We start from the raw sequence: 16438 nt of genomic DNA, 5'->3' as shown, positions 1-16438 counted from the left end.
GCGGGCGTGATCGGCCAACCGGGTGCGTCCGAGGCCGTGGTGCGCAACATGTTGCAGGTCATGGGCCATCGCGGCCCGGATGGTTCGGGCCTGTGGACAGGTCCGGTCACATCCCAACGCACACTGGTGCTCGGACATCGTCGGCTCTCGATTCTGGATTTGTCGCCGGCCGGCGCGCAGCCGATGGCAGATGCCACCCGTCGCCTGCACCTGACCCACAACGGCGAAATCTATAACTTCCTGGAAGTGCGCGCAGAACTCCAGCGGTTGGGAGCGACGTTTCGGACGCAGTCCGACACCGAGGTCATCCTGGAGGCGTACCGCCAGTGGGGGACCGACTGCCTCAGCCGGTTTAACGGCATGTTCGCGTTTGCGTTGTACGACAGCACCACCGGCATGCTGTTCTGCGCTCGCGATCGGTATGGCGAGAAGCCTTTTCTCTTTGGATGGGGTCGCGACTGTTTCGTGTTCGCGTCCGAGTACAAGGCCGTGCTGCAGCACCCCGCGCTGTCCATGGACATCGATGAGTGGCGACTGCTGCGGGCGGCGTACAACGCCAGCACGGGGCTGGATGCGGATCGGCAGACGGTGTTCAATGATGTGCAGCAGTTGCTGCCTGGTGAGGCGATGCTGGTCGATGTCCACACGCTGCAGCAGCGGGTCTGGACCTACTGGCAGGTGAAGCCTGGTGCCGCACGAATCGTGACAGATGAGCGGGAAGTGTTCGCCGAGTTTCGCGATCTCCTGATTGACTCAGTCCGGCTCCGCCTGCGCAGTGATGTACCGGTCGGGTCCTGTTTGTCCGGGGGCCTGGACTCCTCGGCCATTGTCTGCATCGTGCGGAACCTGTTGGGGGAGGACGCCCCGTACAACACATTTACCGGCCGGTTTCCTGGCACGTCTGCGGATGAGTGGACGTACGCACAGCAAATCATTGACGCGGCCGGAGTCACGAGTCACACCGTGACGCCAACGGTGGATCGCTTTCTTGAAGAACTCCCGCGGTTCATGTGGCTCAACGAACTGCCGGTGAGCAGTTCCAGCCAGTTCGCGCAGTGGTGTGTGTTCGATCTTGCCAGGGCGCAGGGTGTGACGGTGCTGCTGGACGGCCAGGGCGCCGACGAATCATTGGGTGGGTACGAGCAGTATTTTGCGGTGTACCTGGAGGCGCTGCGGGAGTGCGGCGACATCGACCGCCTCCATCGTGAGCTTCCGTTGATTCGCCAGCGGTATCCGCTCGCGTTGGCTCCCGCCGGGCGCGGCCTGCGCGACAGGCTGCCATTCACGCTCCGGCATTGGTTGTCCAATCACACCTCCACAGGCACCAGCCTGTTGTACGGGTTGCGGCCTGGCGCGGCACAACGCGTGGCGCGCGAGAACGACGCCCCGCGTCGCGACGGATTTGATCCGTTGGGAAGCGTCCTGCTGCAGGAGAGTTTCGGGAGGTTCCTGACCACGCTGCTGCGCTACGGTGATCGCAATTCGATGGCCCACTCCCGGGAAGTGCGCCTTCCGTTCTGCGACCACCGGATCGCGGAGTTTGTATTTCGGCTGCCTCCTCACCTGCTGATGGGTGAGGTGCAGACCAAGCGCCTGCTTCGCGAATCGATGTGCGGCATTCTCCCGGAGTCGATTCGCACCCGATGGAACAAGCAGGGATTCCGGCCGCCGCAGGACCTGTGGTTCCAGGCCCCGGCGTTTGCGGATCGTGTGCGGGAATCACTCGACGCGGCGTGTGGCCGCGTGGGATCGCCGTGGTTGCCGCAGTGGTGGGGCAGAGCGCTTGCACGGGTGCGCGCCGGAGAGCCGTCGCTGAGTTGGGTGGTCTGGCAGCCCTTCATCATCGAACAATGGCGTCAGCACTTCCTGCAGCCGCTCGCTGACACCCGCAAGCGGGGGCTTTCGTGAACAACACGGCCGGCGACGCGCTGATGCGGGTGGTGGTGGTCAACCATGTGCATCCGTCGGTGCCGCATGTCTCAGGCATGCGAGCCTGGCACTTCGCTCAGGAGCTCGCAGTGCGCGGACACCAGGTGATCCTGGTCTGTGAGCAGGATGATCGCGGTCCAGGGTCGCCGGACCCGAGCCAGCTGCAGGATCACATCAACGCGCACGATTGGCGGACGCCTCTGGTGATTGCCGTGACGCCGACGCCCTTTGCGGCACTGAACCGCGTGCGATCACCTCGCACGGGATCGCTGCACCGCAAGTCATTGGTCGTCTGGTCGTATGTGCGTCATTCCGGGATGTTCACTGACTTCAGTGCAGGCGCCGCGCCATTCCTGCCCACGATCGCCTCAGTCTTCCAGCCCCAGATCGTCTGGGGAATGTTTGGTAACACGGACTGCTGGCTGATCGCCCAGCGGTTGGCCCGGCTGGCACGCTGCAAGTGGGTGGCCGATATGAAGGATTCGTGGGATGAGTGGATACCCCGTGGGCTGAAGACGCTCGTGGCGCGGCGGTTTCGCGACATGTCGGCCGGCACGTCCAATGCGGAGTTCCACGCCGGAGCGATGGCACGCTGGTTCCCGGCGCGGCCTTCAGTCGTGTACAGCGGAGTTGCCCCGGAGTTCATGCGGCCGCGGCCTCAGCACTCCGGGCGTTTTCGCGTCACACTGGTCGGAGCCACATACGCCGCTGAGAATCTCTCGCGGTTCGTTCGCGCATTTTCCGATTGGGTGCAGAGCCTGCCCTCTTCAGAACGGCAACGCATCACGCTCGGCTACGCCGGATCAGACGCAGCGCTGGTCGAGGCCGCAGTGACAGGTCTGGAGTCCGTTGTACATCTCGACATCAGGAACCAGCTGCCCTTGCCGGAGTTCGCCGCGTTGTGCGGCGAGTCGGCGTTGAATGCGTACCTGTGGTCGCCGGCGACGTTCCACCACAAGGTCGTCGAGTTGCTGGCCTGCCAACGCCCCATCCTCAGTTTTCCCGGAGAACGCGCCGAGTCTTTGAAGCTGGCGGAACTCGCGGGCGGGACATTGCTGGTCTGTGCCGACGAGTCGCAGGTGCGCGCGGCCCTGGCTCGGGTGTGGAACGGCGGGGCAGTGCCGGTGGCCGACCCGGAGCGACTCCAACAACTGACCTGGACTGCGCAGGCCGGCACGCTGGAGCGCGTCCTGCGACGGGCAGCGGGCATGGAGGCGACATGCGCCCGCTGAAAGTGGCGATCGCCACGGTGGGACGGTTTCATGTCCTTGATCTCGCTCGAGAGTTGGATCGGCTCGGCCACGACGTGTCGTTCTGGTGTGCCATGACGACACGCCAGACCCGCCGATACGGGTTGCCGGCGCGCGCCCACCGTGGATTGTTGCCGTGGCTCCTGCCAATGCTGGCCGCGCAGCGATATGGCGGTGCGCGGCTGGCGGCGGCCTCGAGTCGCAGCCTGCTGGAGGCGACCGACCGGCTGATCGCGCGACGGCTGGAGCCGTGTGACGTGTTCATCGGGATGTCGGGGCTCGCGGTTCAGAGTGCCCGCAAGGCTCGCGCAGCCTATGGCGCGAAGGTGTTCATCGAACGCGGCAGCCGCCACATTCTCTCCCAAAAAGCGATTCTCGACGACCTTCTGCGCCGTGGGTTCGCTGCGCGTACGGTGCCCGAGTCGGACGTCGCGCGCGAGTGCGCGGGATATGCGCTGGCAGATCGGGTGGTCGTGCCGTCGGCGCATGCGAAGCAGAGTTTCGTCGATGAGGGATTTCCAGCCGAACGGCTGTTCTGCAATCCCTACGGCGTTGATGTGGCCATGTTTGGGCCGACGCCGGCGCCGCAGGACCGTCCGCCGACCATCTTGTTCGTGGGGCTCTGGTCATATCAGAAGGGAGTGGATCTGCTTCTGGCGGCGTGGCGCAAACTCGACGGCGTGCATCTGCGGCACGTCGGAGCCGTGGGTGATGCCCCGTTGCCGCTGGAGCCCGGGTTCACCCATGTGGATGCGGTGCCTCAGGACAGCCTCCCCGCGCAGTACGCACAGGCCCACGTCTTTGTGTCGGCATCGCGCCAGGAGGGACTCTCCCTCGTCCAGGCGCAGGCCCTGGCGTGCGGCGTGCCTGTGGTGTGCACCGACCGCACGGGCGGGGCCGATCTCCGCGACCTTCTGGACCTGCCCGAGTGGGTCACGGTGGTGCCGAGCGACGACGCCGACGTTCTTGCTGCCGCAATTCGTGCGATGCTCAACAGCGCCATGAACCTGACGGGGCCACGCCGATTGTTAGGGCCACGGCGGGACCAGCTGTCCTGGGCCGCGTATGGTGACCGATACGCCCGCGAGCTTGACCGAGTAGTTGGAGGCGAGGCGTGAGGGCCCGAGCCAGGACCGAGACAGGCATTTCCCCGCGCCGGTGGCTGCGCCTCTCAGTGGTGTTCCTCGTGTTGGGCGCGGCGGCGGCGTTTTTCGCGCCTCGAGTCGAGCCTGAGGAATGGTGGATCCATGGGCTCTGGTGCGCGGTCGCATTCCTGTGCGCGCTACCCATACTGCTCAGCGTGTTTCGGCGGAGTTTTTCGGTGGTGTTGACCGACCATCGTGTTGTGTTTCTCGGTGCGTATTGTCTCTACTTTGTGTTTGGCGCCGCCTTGCTGGCTGTCGGGCCGCAGGAGGAAGTCCGCAACGCCCTCAACCTCTATCGCATTGGTGCCGGAGATGCCCTGCGCGTGGATGCCATGAACGGGCTTGGTTTCGGCATGGCGCTGCTGATATCGGTGTTCGCGCGCGGGCGCTGGCTTGGTGCCCAGACCGGCAGGGTTGCCGCAAGGATGGGCCGCCTCTCAGCGACGGCAGTGATTGCGACGTTCCTGATTCTGGGCGCGGCGGCGACCTTTTATCGCATCCCCTTTGACATTGGCCTTCGTGAGGGCGGGATCCCAGGCAGTGTACGAATCATCGGCCAGTTGTCGCTTGTGGCCATTCTCCTGTCGGCATCGGCGCGCGGTCCACACGAGCGCATGTTCCGCCTGCTGGCGGTGGCACAGACCGTGTTGCTGGTGTTGGTCGGCGCCCTGCAGTTGATGAAAACAGAGGCACTCCTGCCGCTTGCCGTGCTGACCGCGGGGCTGGCGCTTCGATTCGGCTCGCGTCGCGTACTGCCCATTGGCCTGTCGGCGCTGGTTCTGGCCTACCTGTTCCTTGGAGGCCTGGTGAGTCGCGGACGCGTCGCCGTACTCTCGGCCGGCAGTAGTTCGACTCTGGGCGATCGCCTCACCTACCTCCGCCAGGGCTGGGCCAGTACTCGCGACGAGCCGGGCGCTCGTGAATATGACTATTGGAGCCGGCTCTGCTACGTGCCCACCCAGGCTGCCAGCATCGATCTGCGCGATGGGGGTCGAGGCGGCAATGGCCTGGCCCTGATCCCCTGGCTGTTTGTGCCGAGAGTCCTGGCACCAGACAAGCCCCAGATCACGGCGATGCATGGCGAACTCCACAGGAAGATCACCGGCAGCGACGGTTCATCGACGGCTCCAGGAATCTTTGTCAGTGGCTACTATCACGCCGGCTGGTGGGGACTCTGGCTCGCGAGCGCCCTCTGCGGCTGGATCGTGGCACAGACGTCGGCCATCGCCCGCGCCATCCACGCGCACCAGGCGCCCCTGCTGATGCCGCTGTCTTTGCTCGGCATGTTTATCGCGTTTCGAATTGACGGTGACTTCATCACGGAGTACCTGGGAGTATTCGTCTTCATTCTCTATCCGCTGCTGGCGGCGATGTTGATGCTGTCGGTCGCCGAGAACCGGGCTCGTTATCGATCCCGTGAGAGGGCGGTGTCGTGAACATCCTGTTTGTCGGGGACTCCTGGCAGGGCTCCACCGCGCGTTCCATGCGCGAGGCGATGGCCGTCTTTCCAGATATCCGCCTGGATGACCTGGGAGAAGATCACTACTTCCCAGTCGGCAAGTCGCTCGTCGTCCGGGGCACGAATCGCCTGCTGAGACCGTGGCACCGCACAGAGTTGGAGGCGGCGATTCTGGCCAAGATCGCCGCTCGCCGGCCTGACTGCCTCCTGGTGTACAGAGGCGGCGGCGTGTGCGCCGAGTTCGTTCGCCACATTCGACGGATGGGTGTCTTTACCGCTAATGTGTTCCCGGACTACTCGCCACACGCGTTCGGCGCGGTGTTGAAGTCCAGCATGGGCGAATACGATCTCGTGGTGTCGACCAAGCCGTTCCACCCTGCGGGATGGAAGTCCATCTACGGCTACGACAATCCCTGTGTCTGCGTGCCGCACGGTTACGATCCGGCCCTGCACTTCTGGCCGGATCCCCCAGGCGATCCCGATTTCGATCTCGTGCTGGCCGCGACGTGGCGCCATCAGTACCAGGTCGTGATGCAGCAACTCGCCGGCCTCTGTCAAGACCTGCGCCTGAAGGTCGGCATCGTCGGCAGTGGCTGGCGCGAACGCCGTGACGGATCTGAGCCAGGATGGGAGGTGGCACCGGCGCTGACCGGGCGCGCCTATGGCGAATGGCTACGCCGCGGCCGCATTGTCATTGCGCCCGTGCATCACGACGTCGTCATCCGGGGTGTGCGCCAACCCGGCGACGAAGATACAATCCGCACCTACGAACTGGCGGCAATGGGCTGCTTCTTTCTGCACCGGCGGACTCCCTACGCGCAGACCGTCTACGACGAGCAAACCGAGGTCCCGATGTGGGACGACGCAGACGAACTGGCGGAGGTCGTACGTCACTATTTGCCCCGCGCCGGTGAACGCGCCGACATGGCCAGGCGGGCACACGCGAGAGCCGTGCCGGCGTACTCGATTCCCGCCAGGGCGCGTCAGGTGATTGAGCAGATCGCAGCCGCTCGCCGCGCGTGGGACACCGGGTCATGAACCGCAGCCCCGCCCTTGTGATCGGCAAGCTTGCCGAGACGCTCGGATTCATCGTCGAACACCCGCTCAACCGCGGCCGAAAAGTACGGGCGCTGGTCGAATTCGTGAGATGGCAGGTGGGCAGCCGCCTGGTTTCGGGGCCGGTGGTGTACCCCTGGGTGAACGGCTCGCGAATGATCGTCCACTCCGGGGAGGACGGCCTGACCGGAAATATCTACTGCGGCCTGCATGAATTCGCCGAGATGGCGTATCTGCTGCACGTCATCACGCCAGATGATCTGTTTGTCGATGTCGGCGCCAATGTGGGTGCGTATACGATTCTGGCCTGCGCCGCGAAGGGGGCGCGCGGGTGCTGCCTGGAACCGGTGCCGTCCACATTCGCGCGGCTCCTCGACACGCTCAGCATCAACCGGCTGTCTGGCAGGGTCGAGGCGCTGAACGTCGGCGCGTCGGACGCCGAGGGCGAGCTGTGGTTCACGTCCGATGAAAACTGCACGAATCATGTGGTGCCGGAGGGTGAACCGCGTGACGGAGCCGTCCAGGTCAAGGTCCTGCCTCTGGACGCGGTGCTGGCGAATCGGCGCCCGGCCGTACTGAAGATCGACGTTGAGGGATTCGAGACGTTTGTGCTGGCCGGCGCTAACGCAACGCTGAGTCAGCCGACATTACACTCCGTAATCATGGAGTTGAACGGAAGCGTCGCACGCTACGGCCTTGGCGAACACGCTATTCTCAAGACGATGGCCGGACACGGATTTGAGGCCTGTGGCTATGAGCCGTTTTCGAGGACGCTGACGCCGCTGGGCGACGCCAGGTCCAAATCCAACAACACCGTGTTTGTGCGCGACATTCCGCTGGCGGAGCGTCTGTTGAAGTCATCGCCGCCGCTCAAAGTGGGTCGCGTATGGCTGTAGGAATGGGGCCGGGAAACGGCGACCCGCCGCGGCTCCGAGTATTGGCCTTCAGCCGTTGTTACCCTCCGGGGTTCCGCGGTGGCGGACCGGTCCGTTCGCTGGTCAATCTGGTGCAGGCGCTCGGGACCCAGGTGGATTTCCGCATCATTACCCTGGACCGCGATCTCGCGAGCGATCCCCCCTACCCATCGGTCCGCCACGGCAGCTGGCAGGTCCTGCACGGAGCGGAAGTGCTGTACCTGTCGCGCCGGGCCGCGACGGTTCGGCGGCTTTCACGTGAGGTGGCGAGGATCTCGCCGCAAGTGATCTACCTCAATAGTTTTTTCGACCCCATATTTACCCTGAAGGTCCTGGCGGCACGAAAACTCGGCCTCGTCCCGACGGTGCCCACGCTGCTCGCGCCCCAGGGCGAACTGTCCACCGGCGCTCTCGGACTCAAGGCGGCGAAGAAGTCGGCATTTCTCCAACTGGCGCGCGTGAGTGGCCTGTATCGGGACATCACGTGGCAGGCCTCAAATGAATTGGAAAAAGAAGAAATTGTGCAGATCGTGAAGACTGTACGCAGGGACGAAGTGCGTGTGGCTTCTGACCTCACAGAGGAGGTGTCGCCCGAAGTGCGCGCCCCGATTGAGCGCCGGGTGCCCGGACCGTTGCGCCTGTGTTTCCTGTCGCGGATTTCCCCGAAGAAGAACCTCGACTTTGCGCTTCGCGTATTGGCCGGCGTGAAGGTGCCCGTGGAGTTCGCGATTTTTGGACCGATCGAGGATGTGGCCTACTGGGCAGAGTGCGAGCGGTTGCTGGTGCGGCTGCCCTCGAATATACGAGCCGTCTACAAGGGCGAGGTGCCTCCCGATCAGGTGAAACGCACACTCGCCAGACACGACTTGTTCTTCTTTCCGACTCGCGGAGAGAACTTCGGGCACGTGATCTTCGAGTCGCTTGCGGCGGGCGTGCCCGTCCTCATCAGCGATCAGACGCCCTGGAGCGATGTGGAAACACATGAGGTCGGCTGGAGTCTTCCGCTCAGTTCGATGTCGGCGTTCGGCATGGCCATCGAAGCGCTGAGTGCGCGCCTGCCGGCCGACCATGATGTGTACGCGGAGCGATCCATGGCCTATGCCTCCGCCCGCGTTGACAGAGCCGGCGCCATAGCCCGGGCCTACAGCCTGTTCCGGGACCTCGTACCGCAATGATCCGCGGCGTGGGATGGGGTGCGGCAGCGCTATTGCTGGTGGCGGCTCCCGTGCTGGCGTTTCCCGCAGCGCTGGGACCTTCCGCTCTGGCAACGGTCGCCGTGTTCGCGGCGGTGGTGATGCTGGGTGCCGTCGGCCTTGTGAGCGACTTCGGCCGCCTTCCGTGGTACGTGGCCGTGCTCGTTGTGGCCGCGATCTTCGCCGGAATCGACGTCGCCGAACAACCCGAGACCATCAACCACTTCGCCGGCCTTGCGCTCGGGCTCTTCGCGATGGGCACGGTGGCGGTCTGGTGCCGGACGCGCGAGCGTTTCGCGCTGGCCGCCTTTGCGTTTGTCGCGTGCGGTGCGGTTGTCGTGGCCATCGGAGTCCGCAGCGCGTTGCCGGTGCACACAGCGAAGACCATCTTCGGGAAGGCGTCCCCAGTGACAGAGCCACCAGCACTGCCGATGAGCGGCCTGCATTCCCGCACGTCGGTCAATCGGAACCCTCTGGCTGCGGTGGCGATGATGGTGCTGCCGGTGGCGGCTGCGGTCGCCGGCTCGCGACTCGCAGGAAGTGGTTTGCGCGTGCCACTGCAGGTCGTTGGGCTCCTGGCGGCGTTGTGGACGCTGGCCGTGGTCGTCATCATGCAATCCAGATCGGTCTGGTTGGCGGCGGCGTTCATCGCCTGGCTGATGACGCGCCGATTCCTGAAGCCGGCGGCATGGTGGTCGGCGGCCGCTGCCGTTTTCCTTGTGATGCCGGCTGTGACCTACGCCTTCTGGGGCGACCATCCCCGGGTCGTCGAGTTGATGGCATCGGTGCAGACACGATTGGACATCTGGGCGCAGGGGTTTGACGCCCTGCGAACATCACCTTGGACCGGCATCGGATTCGACTACTTCCGGCACAGTGGGTACTCACCCGTGCCAGTCTGGCCTGACCTCATCGTCGGCCGTCCGCATGCGCACAATATGTTTCTGCAGACAGCACTCGATGTTGGCCTGATTGGGCTGGCCGCGTACGTGGCGGTGACGGCCTTCATCCTGCGGCGCGCCTACGACATGGCCGTCACCATCGGGGGAGACGGCTGGGTGCGGTCTGTCGGGATCGCCGCCGGGTTGTCCCTGCTGTCGGTGCACATTTTCGGACTGCTGGATGCCGTTGCGCTTGGCGCCAAGGTGGGCATCTTTCAGTGGCTCGCCTGTGGCCTTGTGCTGGCCGCCTGGCGCCTGCAGAAGCCTGGCGCAATAGCCGTATGATCGTCGGCATGTTGTCACGACTGCAAAGAATTGCCATGGCCGTGGGCCTGCTCAGCGCGGCCGTCACGGCGCAGACCAGTCCGTTTGATGCCACCATCGCCACGGTTCGATCGAGCGATGGCTTCAAGAAGGCGATGGCCGTGCTCGATCGCGATCACGATCGACTGGTGGCAGAGATCATCACGCTGACCGAGATTCCCGCGCCCCCCTTCAAGGAAACCGCGCGTGCTGCTGCCTACCTTGAGATGCTGCGCGCGTCCGGCTTGACCGATCTTGAGCAGGACGAAGAAGGCAACGTGATGGGGTTGCGCCGGGGCGCCGGTGCGGGGCGAGACACGGCGCCGCTCATCGCTATTGCGGCACACCTCGACACTGTGTTCCCGGAGGGCACCGACGTGAAGGTCAAGCGTGACGGCGATCGGCTGTCTGCGCCTGGCATCGGCGACGACACCCGTTCGCTGGCGGTGCTGCTGGCGATGATCCGCGCCATGAACGAGGCGGGCATCCGTACGGAGAGTGACCTCCTGTTTATCGGCAATGTGGGTGAAGAGGGCCAGGGCGACTTGCGCGGTGTGAAGTACTTGTTCAACAAGGGCAAGTACAAGGATCGCATCAAGATGTTCATTTCCGTGGACGGCGCCGGTGGGGGGGCCAACATTACTCACGGCGGCGTCGGCAGCCGCCGGTATCGCGTCATCTTCAAGGGACCGGGCGGACACAGTTATGGGGCGTTTGGACTCGTGAGCCCCGCATTCGCGATGGCCGGTGCGATGCAGCGTTTTGGCAAACTGACCGTGCCCGAGAAACCCAAAACGACGTACAGCGTCGGCGTGGTCGGCGGCGGCACATCAGTGAACTCGATTCCCTTCGAGTCATGGATGGAACTCGACATGCGTTCGGAGTCACGCGCAGAACTGCAGAAGCTTGATGAAAGCCTGATGGCACTGATTGCCGACGCCGTGCGCGAAGAAAACGCGGCCCGTTCCACGGCCCAGGGCCCGGTGACGGCCGAACTGAAGTTGATCGGCGATCGGCCGTCAGGAGAGACACCGATAGACTCGCCGATCGTCCAGACCGCCGCGGCGTCGATCCGGGCGGCGGGCGGGCGGCCGACATTCAGCTGGAGCAGCACCGACTCCAACATCCCCATCAGCCTCGGCATCCCCGCGATCACCGTGGATTCAGGTGGCCGCGGCGGCCGTGCACACGCGCTTGACGAGTGGATCGCGGTCGACAAGGTCCCGAGCCTTCGCGGAATCGAGATCGCGCTCGCAACGATACTCGCGCTCGCGCGGTAGGGGCGTTCCTATTTGATTGTCGCGGCGCCCGCGAGCGCACACTGCGCGTCTTGCGCGCCACTGACTCCGCTCACGCCGACCGCGCCGACCAGTTGGCCGCCTGACATCAACGGCACGCCGCCTTCGAGCGGCATGAAGCCCTCGATGGGCAGCAGGGCCGTTCGGCCACCGGCCACTTCGGCCTCCAAATCCTTGGTCGGGCCCTGGAAGTAGACGGCCGTGCGCGCCTTGCGTATCGCAATGTCGGTGGCCACGAGCTTGGCGCCGTCCATGCGTTGGAACAGGATCATGTGTCCGCTGTCGTCGAGCACCGCGATCGATACGGCCCAGTTGTTCTTGCGGGCCTCGGCTTCGGCCGCCGCCACCACGCGTCGCGCCGCTTCCAGCGTCAGCACACGTTTGGTGGGCAGCTGGGTTTGCGCAGCCAGCGGAATCGCCAACATCAAGAGGCCTCCACACATCATCAGGGTTCGCAACATGGCCGAAAGCCTAGCAGATTCCCGGGCGTGTTCAGCCGGCGGATGTCCCGCTGTCTCGTGCAGCGAGCCGCGGACCAAGGACCCACGCCAGGCCGTAGACGGCCAGTGCAATGAACAGCGTGGCAGGACCCGAGTGCCGGAAGTCGTCGGCCACGAACCGCAACCCGCCGACGATGAGGAGTGGATAGACGAGGCGGGCAAACACCCTCGTCTGTGGCAGGCGTGCGGCTAGGCCGAGGCCGATGACCGTCAGCGACAAGAGCGTGGTTCGCAGCGTGGCAAGGACGCCGGCATCGGGCGGAGTCCCTGCGATGAGCGGCCCCGTGACCATCAGTACCGCGCCGCTCGCCGCGAAGACGAAGAGCGCAGCCAACAGCCGCCGCCCGACGCGCGCGAGCAGGTCGCCGATATCGCCATGCTGCGGGGGACGCAGCGTGGCGCATATTCCAGCCGTGCCCAGAGTCAGCCAGCCGATAGTGGACACCGAAGGCCACGGCGTCGGATTGCGCATCCAGGCAGACAGCGACGCGGTGAGCAGCCCCGACGCGGCGAGCGCGGTCAGGACGTAGGCCGAACCGTGCAGCGCGGCGTAGCCGGCGAGCCGGTGGGGGCCCAGACCAATGGTGATGATTCCGAGAGTGATCGCAACCAGCGCCAGGATGGGCCCGGAGAAGAGCAGCGCCAGCGCCGCGATCGCGGTCACGAGGCCGAAGGCCGCCAACAGATGGTAACTGGCTGAGAGATGGGGGCGGTCGGAGAGACGCAGAAAGGCGCCCAGATATGCGCCGAGCGCCAGGATCCCTGCGACCGCGCCGATCAGTCCGAGCCCGCCGGGTGACGCGCGGCTCACCATGACCGCGCCCCCGATGCCGATGACCAGGCCGCTCGCCGCCTGCATGACGTCGAAGAACCGGGCGTTGCGACCGAGCATCAGCAGTCGCACCGCCAGCGATCCCTGCATCGTCGCCACAAATGCCGCTTGGGCGATCAGGGTGAGCCCTGGGGCTTCCAGCGGAGGGTGGCCCAGCGCGCGAATCGTCACGCCGATCACCGACAGTCCGGCGGCGGCAGCGTTGGGCCATCGGAGCCAGGCGTGTCGGGGTTGTTCGGACATCCAATAGGTCACCACACTGAGACCGATCAGGAGCAACGAGAACGCCGCGAAGTGGTTGGTGGACGACGCGGTGGCAAAGGCGGCGGCCACGGTGCCGAAACCCGCCACGGCCGCAACCACGTCGAGCCGCCCGCGCCACGCGACAGCGAATGCGGCGCCGCTGATGCAGGCCAGCGTCAGCGCGGCGGCACCTGGACTCATCAGGCCGAACCGTGCGGTGGCCTCCCACACGAGAGGTAACGCCACGAGCAGGGCGGTGACGCCGTGGAACTGCGCGCTTGTTGGGCGTGTCGCGGCCGAGCGGTGGGCCGCGATCATCCAGCCGGCGCAGTAGGCCAGGCCGATGATGACACCGGCGGTTGCGGGCACACGCCCAGACTCCGTGAGGGCACGCAGGAGATAGGCGCCACCAAACACCATGAAGGCCCGGCCCAGTAACGTCGCAAGGCCGGTGAGGTCCCTCGGGGCGGCTTCCGCGGGTGGGGGCTCCACCGGCGCAAGTTCCAGCAGCGCGACAGGAGACGCGAGTGCCTCGCGCGTCACAATCTGGGTGCCGCGGCGGCCTTCGAGCGCGTCCAGGCGGTGCTGCACCTCAGCCAGTGCGGCTTCGAGGCGGGCGAGTCGGAGGTCGCGCTCCTGCTCCTGGTCCATGATGGGGCCCTCAACGAAGCAAGATGCGGGCCACGCCCGGAGGCCGGTTTTGAGAAGTGTCCCGCGCCCCTCGTCGGGTAAGGGCGGTGGGTTATTCCGCACCGCTGCGCCAGACTCCCCACGCCCGGCAGACCTCGACTGAGGTAAATTACCGGTTCCAGATTCACGAATGAAGAAGATTAAATGGGGCGTGTTGAGCACCGCGAAAATCGGTGTGGATAAAGTGATTCCCGCCATGCAGGGCGGGGCATACACCGAGGTGGTGGCGATCGCGTCGCGCGAGGCGTCGTCGGCTCGAGCGGCGGCCACCGCGCTGGGGATCCCAAAGTCCCACGGATCGTATGAGGCCCTGCTGGCCGATCCCGACGTGGACGCCATCTACAACCCGTTGCCGAACCACCTGCACGTGCCGTGGACCACGCGGGCGGCAGAGGCCGGCAAACACGTGTTGTGCGAGAAGCCGGTTGGTCTGTCGGCCGGCGACGCGCAGGCCTTGATCGGCGTGCGCGATCGGACGGGCGTTGTCATTCAGGAGGCGTTCATGGTGCGGTCCGCGCCGCAGTGGGTGCGTGCTCTGGACGTGTGCCGCTCCGGCCAGCTCGGTGACGTGCGTTCGTACGTCGGCGCATTCAGCTATTTCAACGACGACCCCACCAACATCCGCAATGTTGCTGAGTGGGGCGGCGGTGGCTTGATGGATATCGGGTGTTATTTGATCATGACGTCGCGAATGATCTTCGGCGAGGAACCGCGACGGGTCATGAGTCTGGTGGAGCGCGACCCGGTGTCGGGCGTGGATACGCTGGCCTCGTTGATGCTGGACTACCCGTCGGGTCAGGCGATCGGCGTGTGCAGCACACGACTGGCGCCCTACCAGCGCGTGCAGGTGTTTGGCACACGCGGACGCCTCGAGGTCGAGATTCCCTTCAACGCGCCGCCCGACCGGCCGTGCCGTCTCTTCGTGGATTCACACGGCGATCTGTTGGGCAGGACCGTAGAGACTCTGGAGATTCCGGCGTGTGATCAGTACCGCGCGCAGGGCGACGAATTGTCGCTCGCCATTCTGGAATCGCGCGCGGCGCCATATCCGCTCGAGATGTCGGTGAAGAACATGGCCGTCATCGATGCGGCGTTCCGCTCCGCAACGTCTGGGGGCTGGGAGGTTCCGTGAGCGGCGCGCAGCGGTGTTACCTCGGGCTCGACAGTTCCACGCAGAGTCTGTCGGCCATTCTGATCGGTGTGACCGGCGGTAGAGCCGAAGTCCTCTGGCAGGACGTCATGCCGTTTGATCAGGCGTTCCCCGAGTTCGGCACCGTCCATGGTGTGTTGCCTTCAGCTGACCCGCTCGTCAGAGTCTCGTCTCCTGCGATGTGGGTCGAGGCGCTGGAGCAGATGCTGGGTCGTGTGGCCGGGTGCGGTGCTGATCTGAGCCGGCTCTGTGCCATCAGCGGATGCGCGCAGCAGCACGGCAGCGTGTATCTCGGCAGCGACGGAACCTTCACAAGGTCCGTATCCCCGATCTGGATGGACAGCAGCACGCGCGACGAGTGCGCGGAGATCACGGCGGCGGTTGGTGGCGCTGCGGTGCTGGCCCAGCGTACGGGATCACGCGCGTACGAACGTTTCGCCGGACCGCAGATTCGAAAGTTCTACAAGGCCGATCCGCAGGCGTACGCCGGCACTGCACGCATCCACCTGGTCAGTTCCTTCCTCGCGTCACATCTGCTCGGCGCGGAGGCACCTCTTGATCCAGGCGATGCCAGCGGAATGAACCTCATGGACCTCGCGACCAATGAGTGGTGGCTGCTCGCGGTGGAGGCCACCGCACCGGGTTTGGGGCCGAAGCTGCCCCGGATCGTGCCGTCGGCCAGCGTGATTGGCACGCTGGCGCCACGTTGGCAGTCGACGTATGGCTTGCCACCCGCACGCATCGTCGCGTGGACTGGCGATAATTCGTCCAGCCTCGTGGGCACGGGTCTGGTGACGGACGGCCACGTCGTGGTTTCGCTCGGCACCAGTGACACGATCGCCGGCATCATGCGGGAATCGAGAGTGGACCCCGGCGGCATTGGTCATGTGTTCGGCGCGCCGACGGGTGACTTCATGGGGATCACCGTCTTCAAGAACGGATCGCTCGCGCGCGAACGGGTGCGCGACGCCTATGGGCTTGACTGGGCGGGTTTCTCGCAATGCCTCAGGTCAACACCCGCCGGCAACCTCGGGCGAATCATGTTCCCGTGGTTCGATCCCGAAATCACACCCGACGTCCCGGTGCCCGGTGTGCGCCGGGTCGGCCTGGAGCCTGACGATGTGCCGGGTAACGTGCGAGCGGTGGTTGAGGCACAGATGATGGCCATGGCCAATCACTCGCGTTGGATGGGGGTGGCCGTCCGCCGCATCCACGCCACCGGAGGCGCCGCCGCCAACCGCGACGTACTGCAGGTCATGGCCAACGTGTTCAACGCGGACGTCTATCAGTTCCCGGTCGGTAACTCAGCCTGCCTCGGGTCGGCGCTCCGAGCGTGGCACGCTGATGCCGCTGCGTCATCCGACCCGGTGCCGTGGCCCGACGTCGTCAGAGATCTGGCTGCCCCGCTGGTGGCGAGCCGAGTCACCCCACAGGAAGCGGCCGTAGCGACCTACGCCGATTTGAGGACGCGCTATGCCGAAGCAGAAGGGCGGCTGCGGCGAGCGCTTTGAACTACAATGCCGCGACTGTTCTCG

General features: G+C 65.3%; 13 protein-coding genes. 11 read left to right on the top strand and 2 right to left on the bottom strand.

Annotated features, from left to right (window positions below):
• Window positions 1-6 precede the first annotated feature (6 nt).
• Genes asnB through IPL75_17220 form a run of 9 tightly spaced genes read left to right on the top strand, consistent with a single transcriptional unit; the run spans window position 7 to window position 11470 of the window.
• Complete coding sequence (gene asnB, locus IPL75_17260) at window positions 7-1908, top strand: asparagine synthase (glutamine-hydrolyzing) (GenBank protein ID MBK9241946.1); 1902 nt, start codon at window positions 7-9, stop codon at window positions 1906-1908.
• Complete coding sequence (locus tag IPL75_17255; protein ID MBK9241945.1) at window positions 1905-3161, top strand: hypothetical protein; 1257 nt, start codon at window positions 1905-1907, stop codon at window positions 3159-3161. The genes asnB and IPL75_17255 overlap by 4 nt, the downstream gene beginning before the upstream one ends.
• Window positions 3149-4297: a glycosyltransferase family 4 protein gene (locus tag IPL75_17250; protein MBK9241944.1), complete on the top strand. Its 1149-nt coding sequence runs from the start codon at window positions 3149-3151 to the stop codon at window positions 4295-4297. Before IPL75_17255 ends, IPL75_17250 begins: the two co-directional genes overlap by 13 nt.
• Window positions 4294-5760, top strand: a complete 1467-nt coding sequence (locus tag IPL75_17245) for a hypothetical protein (protein ID MBK9241943.1) — start codon at window positions 4294-4296, stop codon at window positions 5758-5760. Before IPL75_17250 ends, IPL75_17245 begins: the two co-directional genes overlap by 4 nt.
• Window positions 5757-6821 (top strand): glycosyltransferase family 1 protein, encoded by a 1065-nt coding sequence (locus IPL75_17240; protein ID MBK9241942.1) that lies wholly within the window; start codon window positions 5757-5759, stop codon window positions 6819-6821. Before IPL75_17245 ends, IPL75_17240 begins: the two co-directional genes overlap by 4 nt.
• On the top strand, window positions 6818-7735 hold the full coding sequence (locus IPL75_17235; protein ID MBK9241941.1) for an FkbM family methyltransferase: 918 nt from the start codon (window positions 6818-6820) through the stop codon (window positions 7733-7735). The genes IPL75_17240 and IPL75_17235 overlap by 4 nt, the downstream gene beginning before the upstream one ends.
• A complete protein-coding gene (locus IPL75_17230; protein ID MBK9241940.1) occupies window positions 7726-8928 on the top strand; it encodes a glycosyltransferase in 1203 nt (400 codons plus the stop codon). The genes IPL75_17235 and IPL75_17230 overlap by 10 nt, the downstream gene beginning before the upstream one ends.
• Window positions 8925-10172 (top strand): O-antigen ligase family protein, encoded by a 1248-nt coding sequence (locus tag IPL75_17225; protein MBK9241939.1) that lies wholly within the window; start codon window positions 8925-8927, stop codon window positions 10170-10172. The genes IPL75_17230 and IPL75_17225 overlap by 4 nt, the downstream gene beginning before the upstream one ends.
• A gap of 35 nt (window positions 10173-10207) precedes the next feature.
• Window positions 10208-11470 carry a M20/M25/M40 family metallo-hydrolase gene (locus IPL75_17220; protein MBK9241938.1) on the top strand — a complete coding sequence of 421 codons (1263 nt, stop codon included), beginning with the start codon at window positions 10208-10210 and terminating at the stop codon, window positions 11468-11470.
• An 8-nt stretch (window positions 11471-11478) separates the two neighbouring features.
• On the opposite strand, the gene IPL75_17215 is transcribed toward IPL75_17220, so the two are convergent.
• A complete protein-coding gene (locus IPL75_17215; GenBank protein ID MBK9241937.1) occupies window positions 11479-11913 on the bottom strand; it encodes a heme-binding protein in 435 nt (144 codons plus the stop codon).
• A 67-nt stretch (window positions 11914-11980) separates the two neighbouring features.
• Entirely contained in the window at window positions 11981-13714 is a 1734-nt protein-coding gene (locus IPL75_17210) for a hypothetical protein (GenBank protein ID MBK9241936.1), read from the bottom strand.
• 169 nt (window positions 13715-13883) lie between these two features.
• Here IPL75_17210 and IPL75_17205 point away from each other — a divergent pair, with 169 nt between their 5' ends.
• Both IPL75_17205 and IPL75_17200 read left to right on the top strand, forming a co-directional pair.
• Complete coding sequence (locus IPL75_17205) at window positions 13884-14885, top strand: Gfo/Idh/MocA family oxidoreductase (protein ID MBK9241935.1); 1002 nt, start codon at window positions 13884-13886, stop codon at window positions 14883-14885.
• Window positions 14882-16414: a carbohydrate kinase gene (locus tag IPL75_17200; protein ID MBK9241934.1), complete on the top strand. Its 1533-nt coding sequence runs from the start codon at window positions 14882-14884 to the stop codon at window positions 16412-16414. The genes IPL75_17205 and IPL75_17200 overlap by 4 nt, the downstream gene beginning before the upstream one ends.
• Window positions 16415-16438 lie beyond the last annotated feature (24 nt).

This window comes from Acidobacteriota bacterium (assembly GCA_016716905.1).
GTDB lineage: Bacteria > Acidobacteriota > Vicinamibacteria > Vicinamibacterales > SCN-69-37 > SYFT01.
The sequence above is the reverse complement of the archived record's forward strand: the minus strand, read 5'-3'. Positions and strand labels throughout refer to the sequence as shown.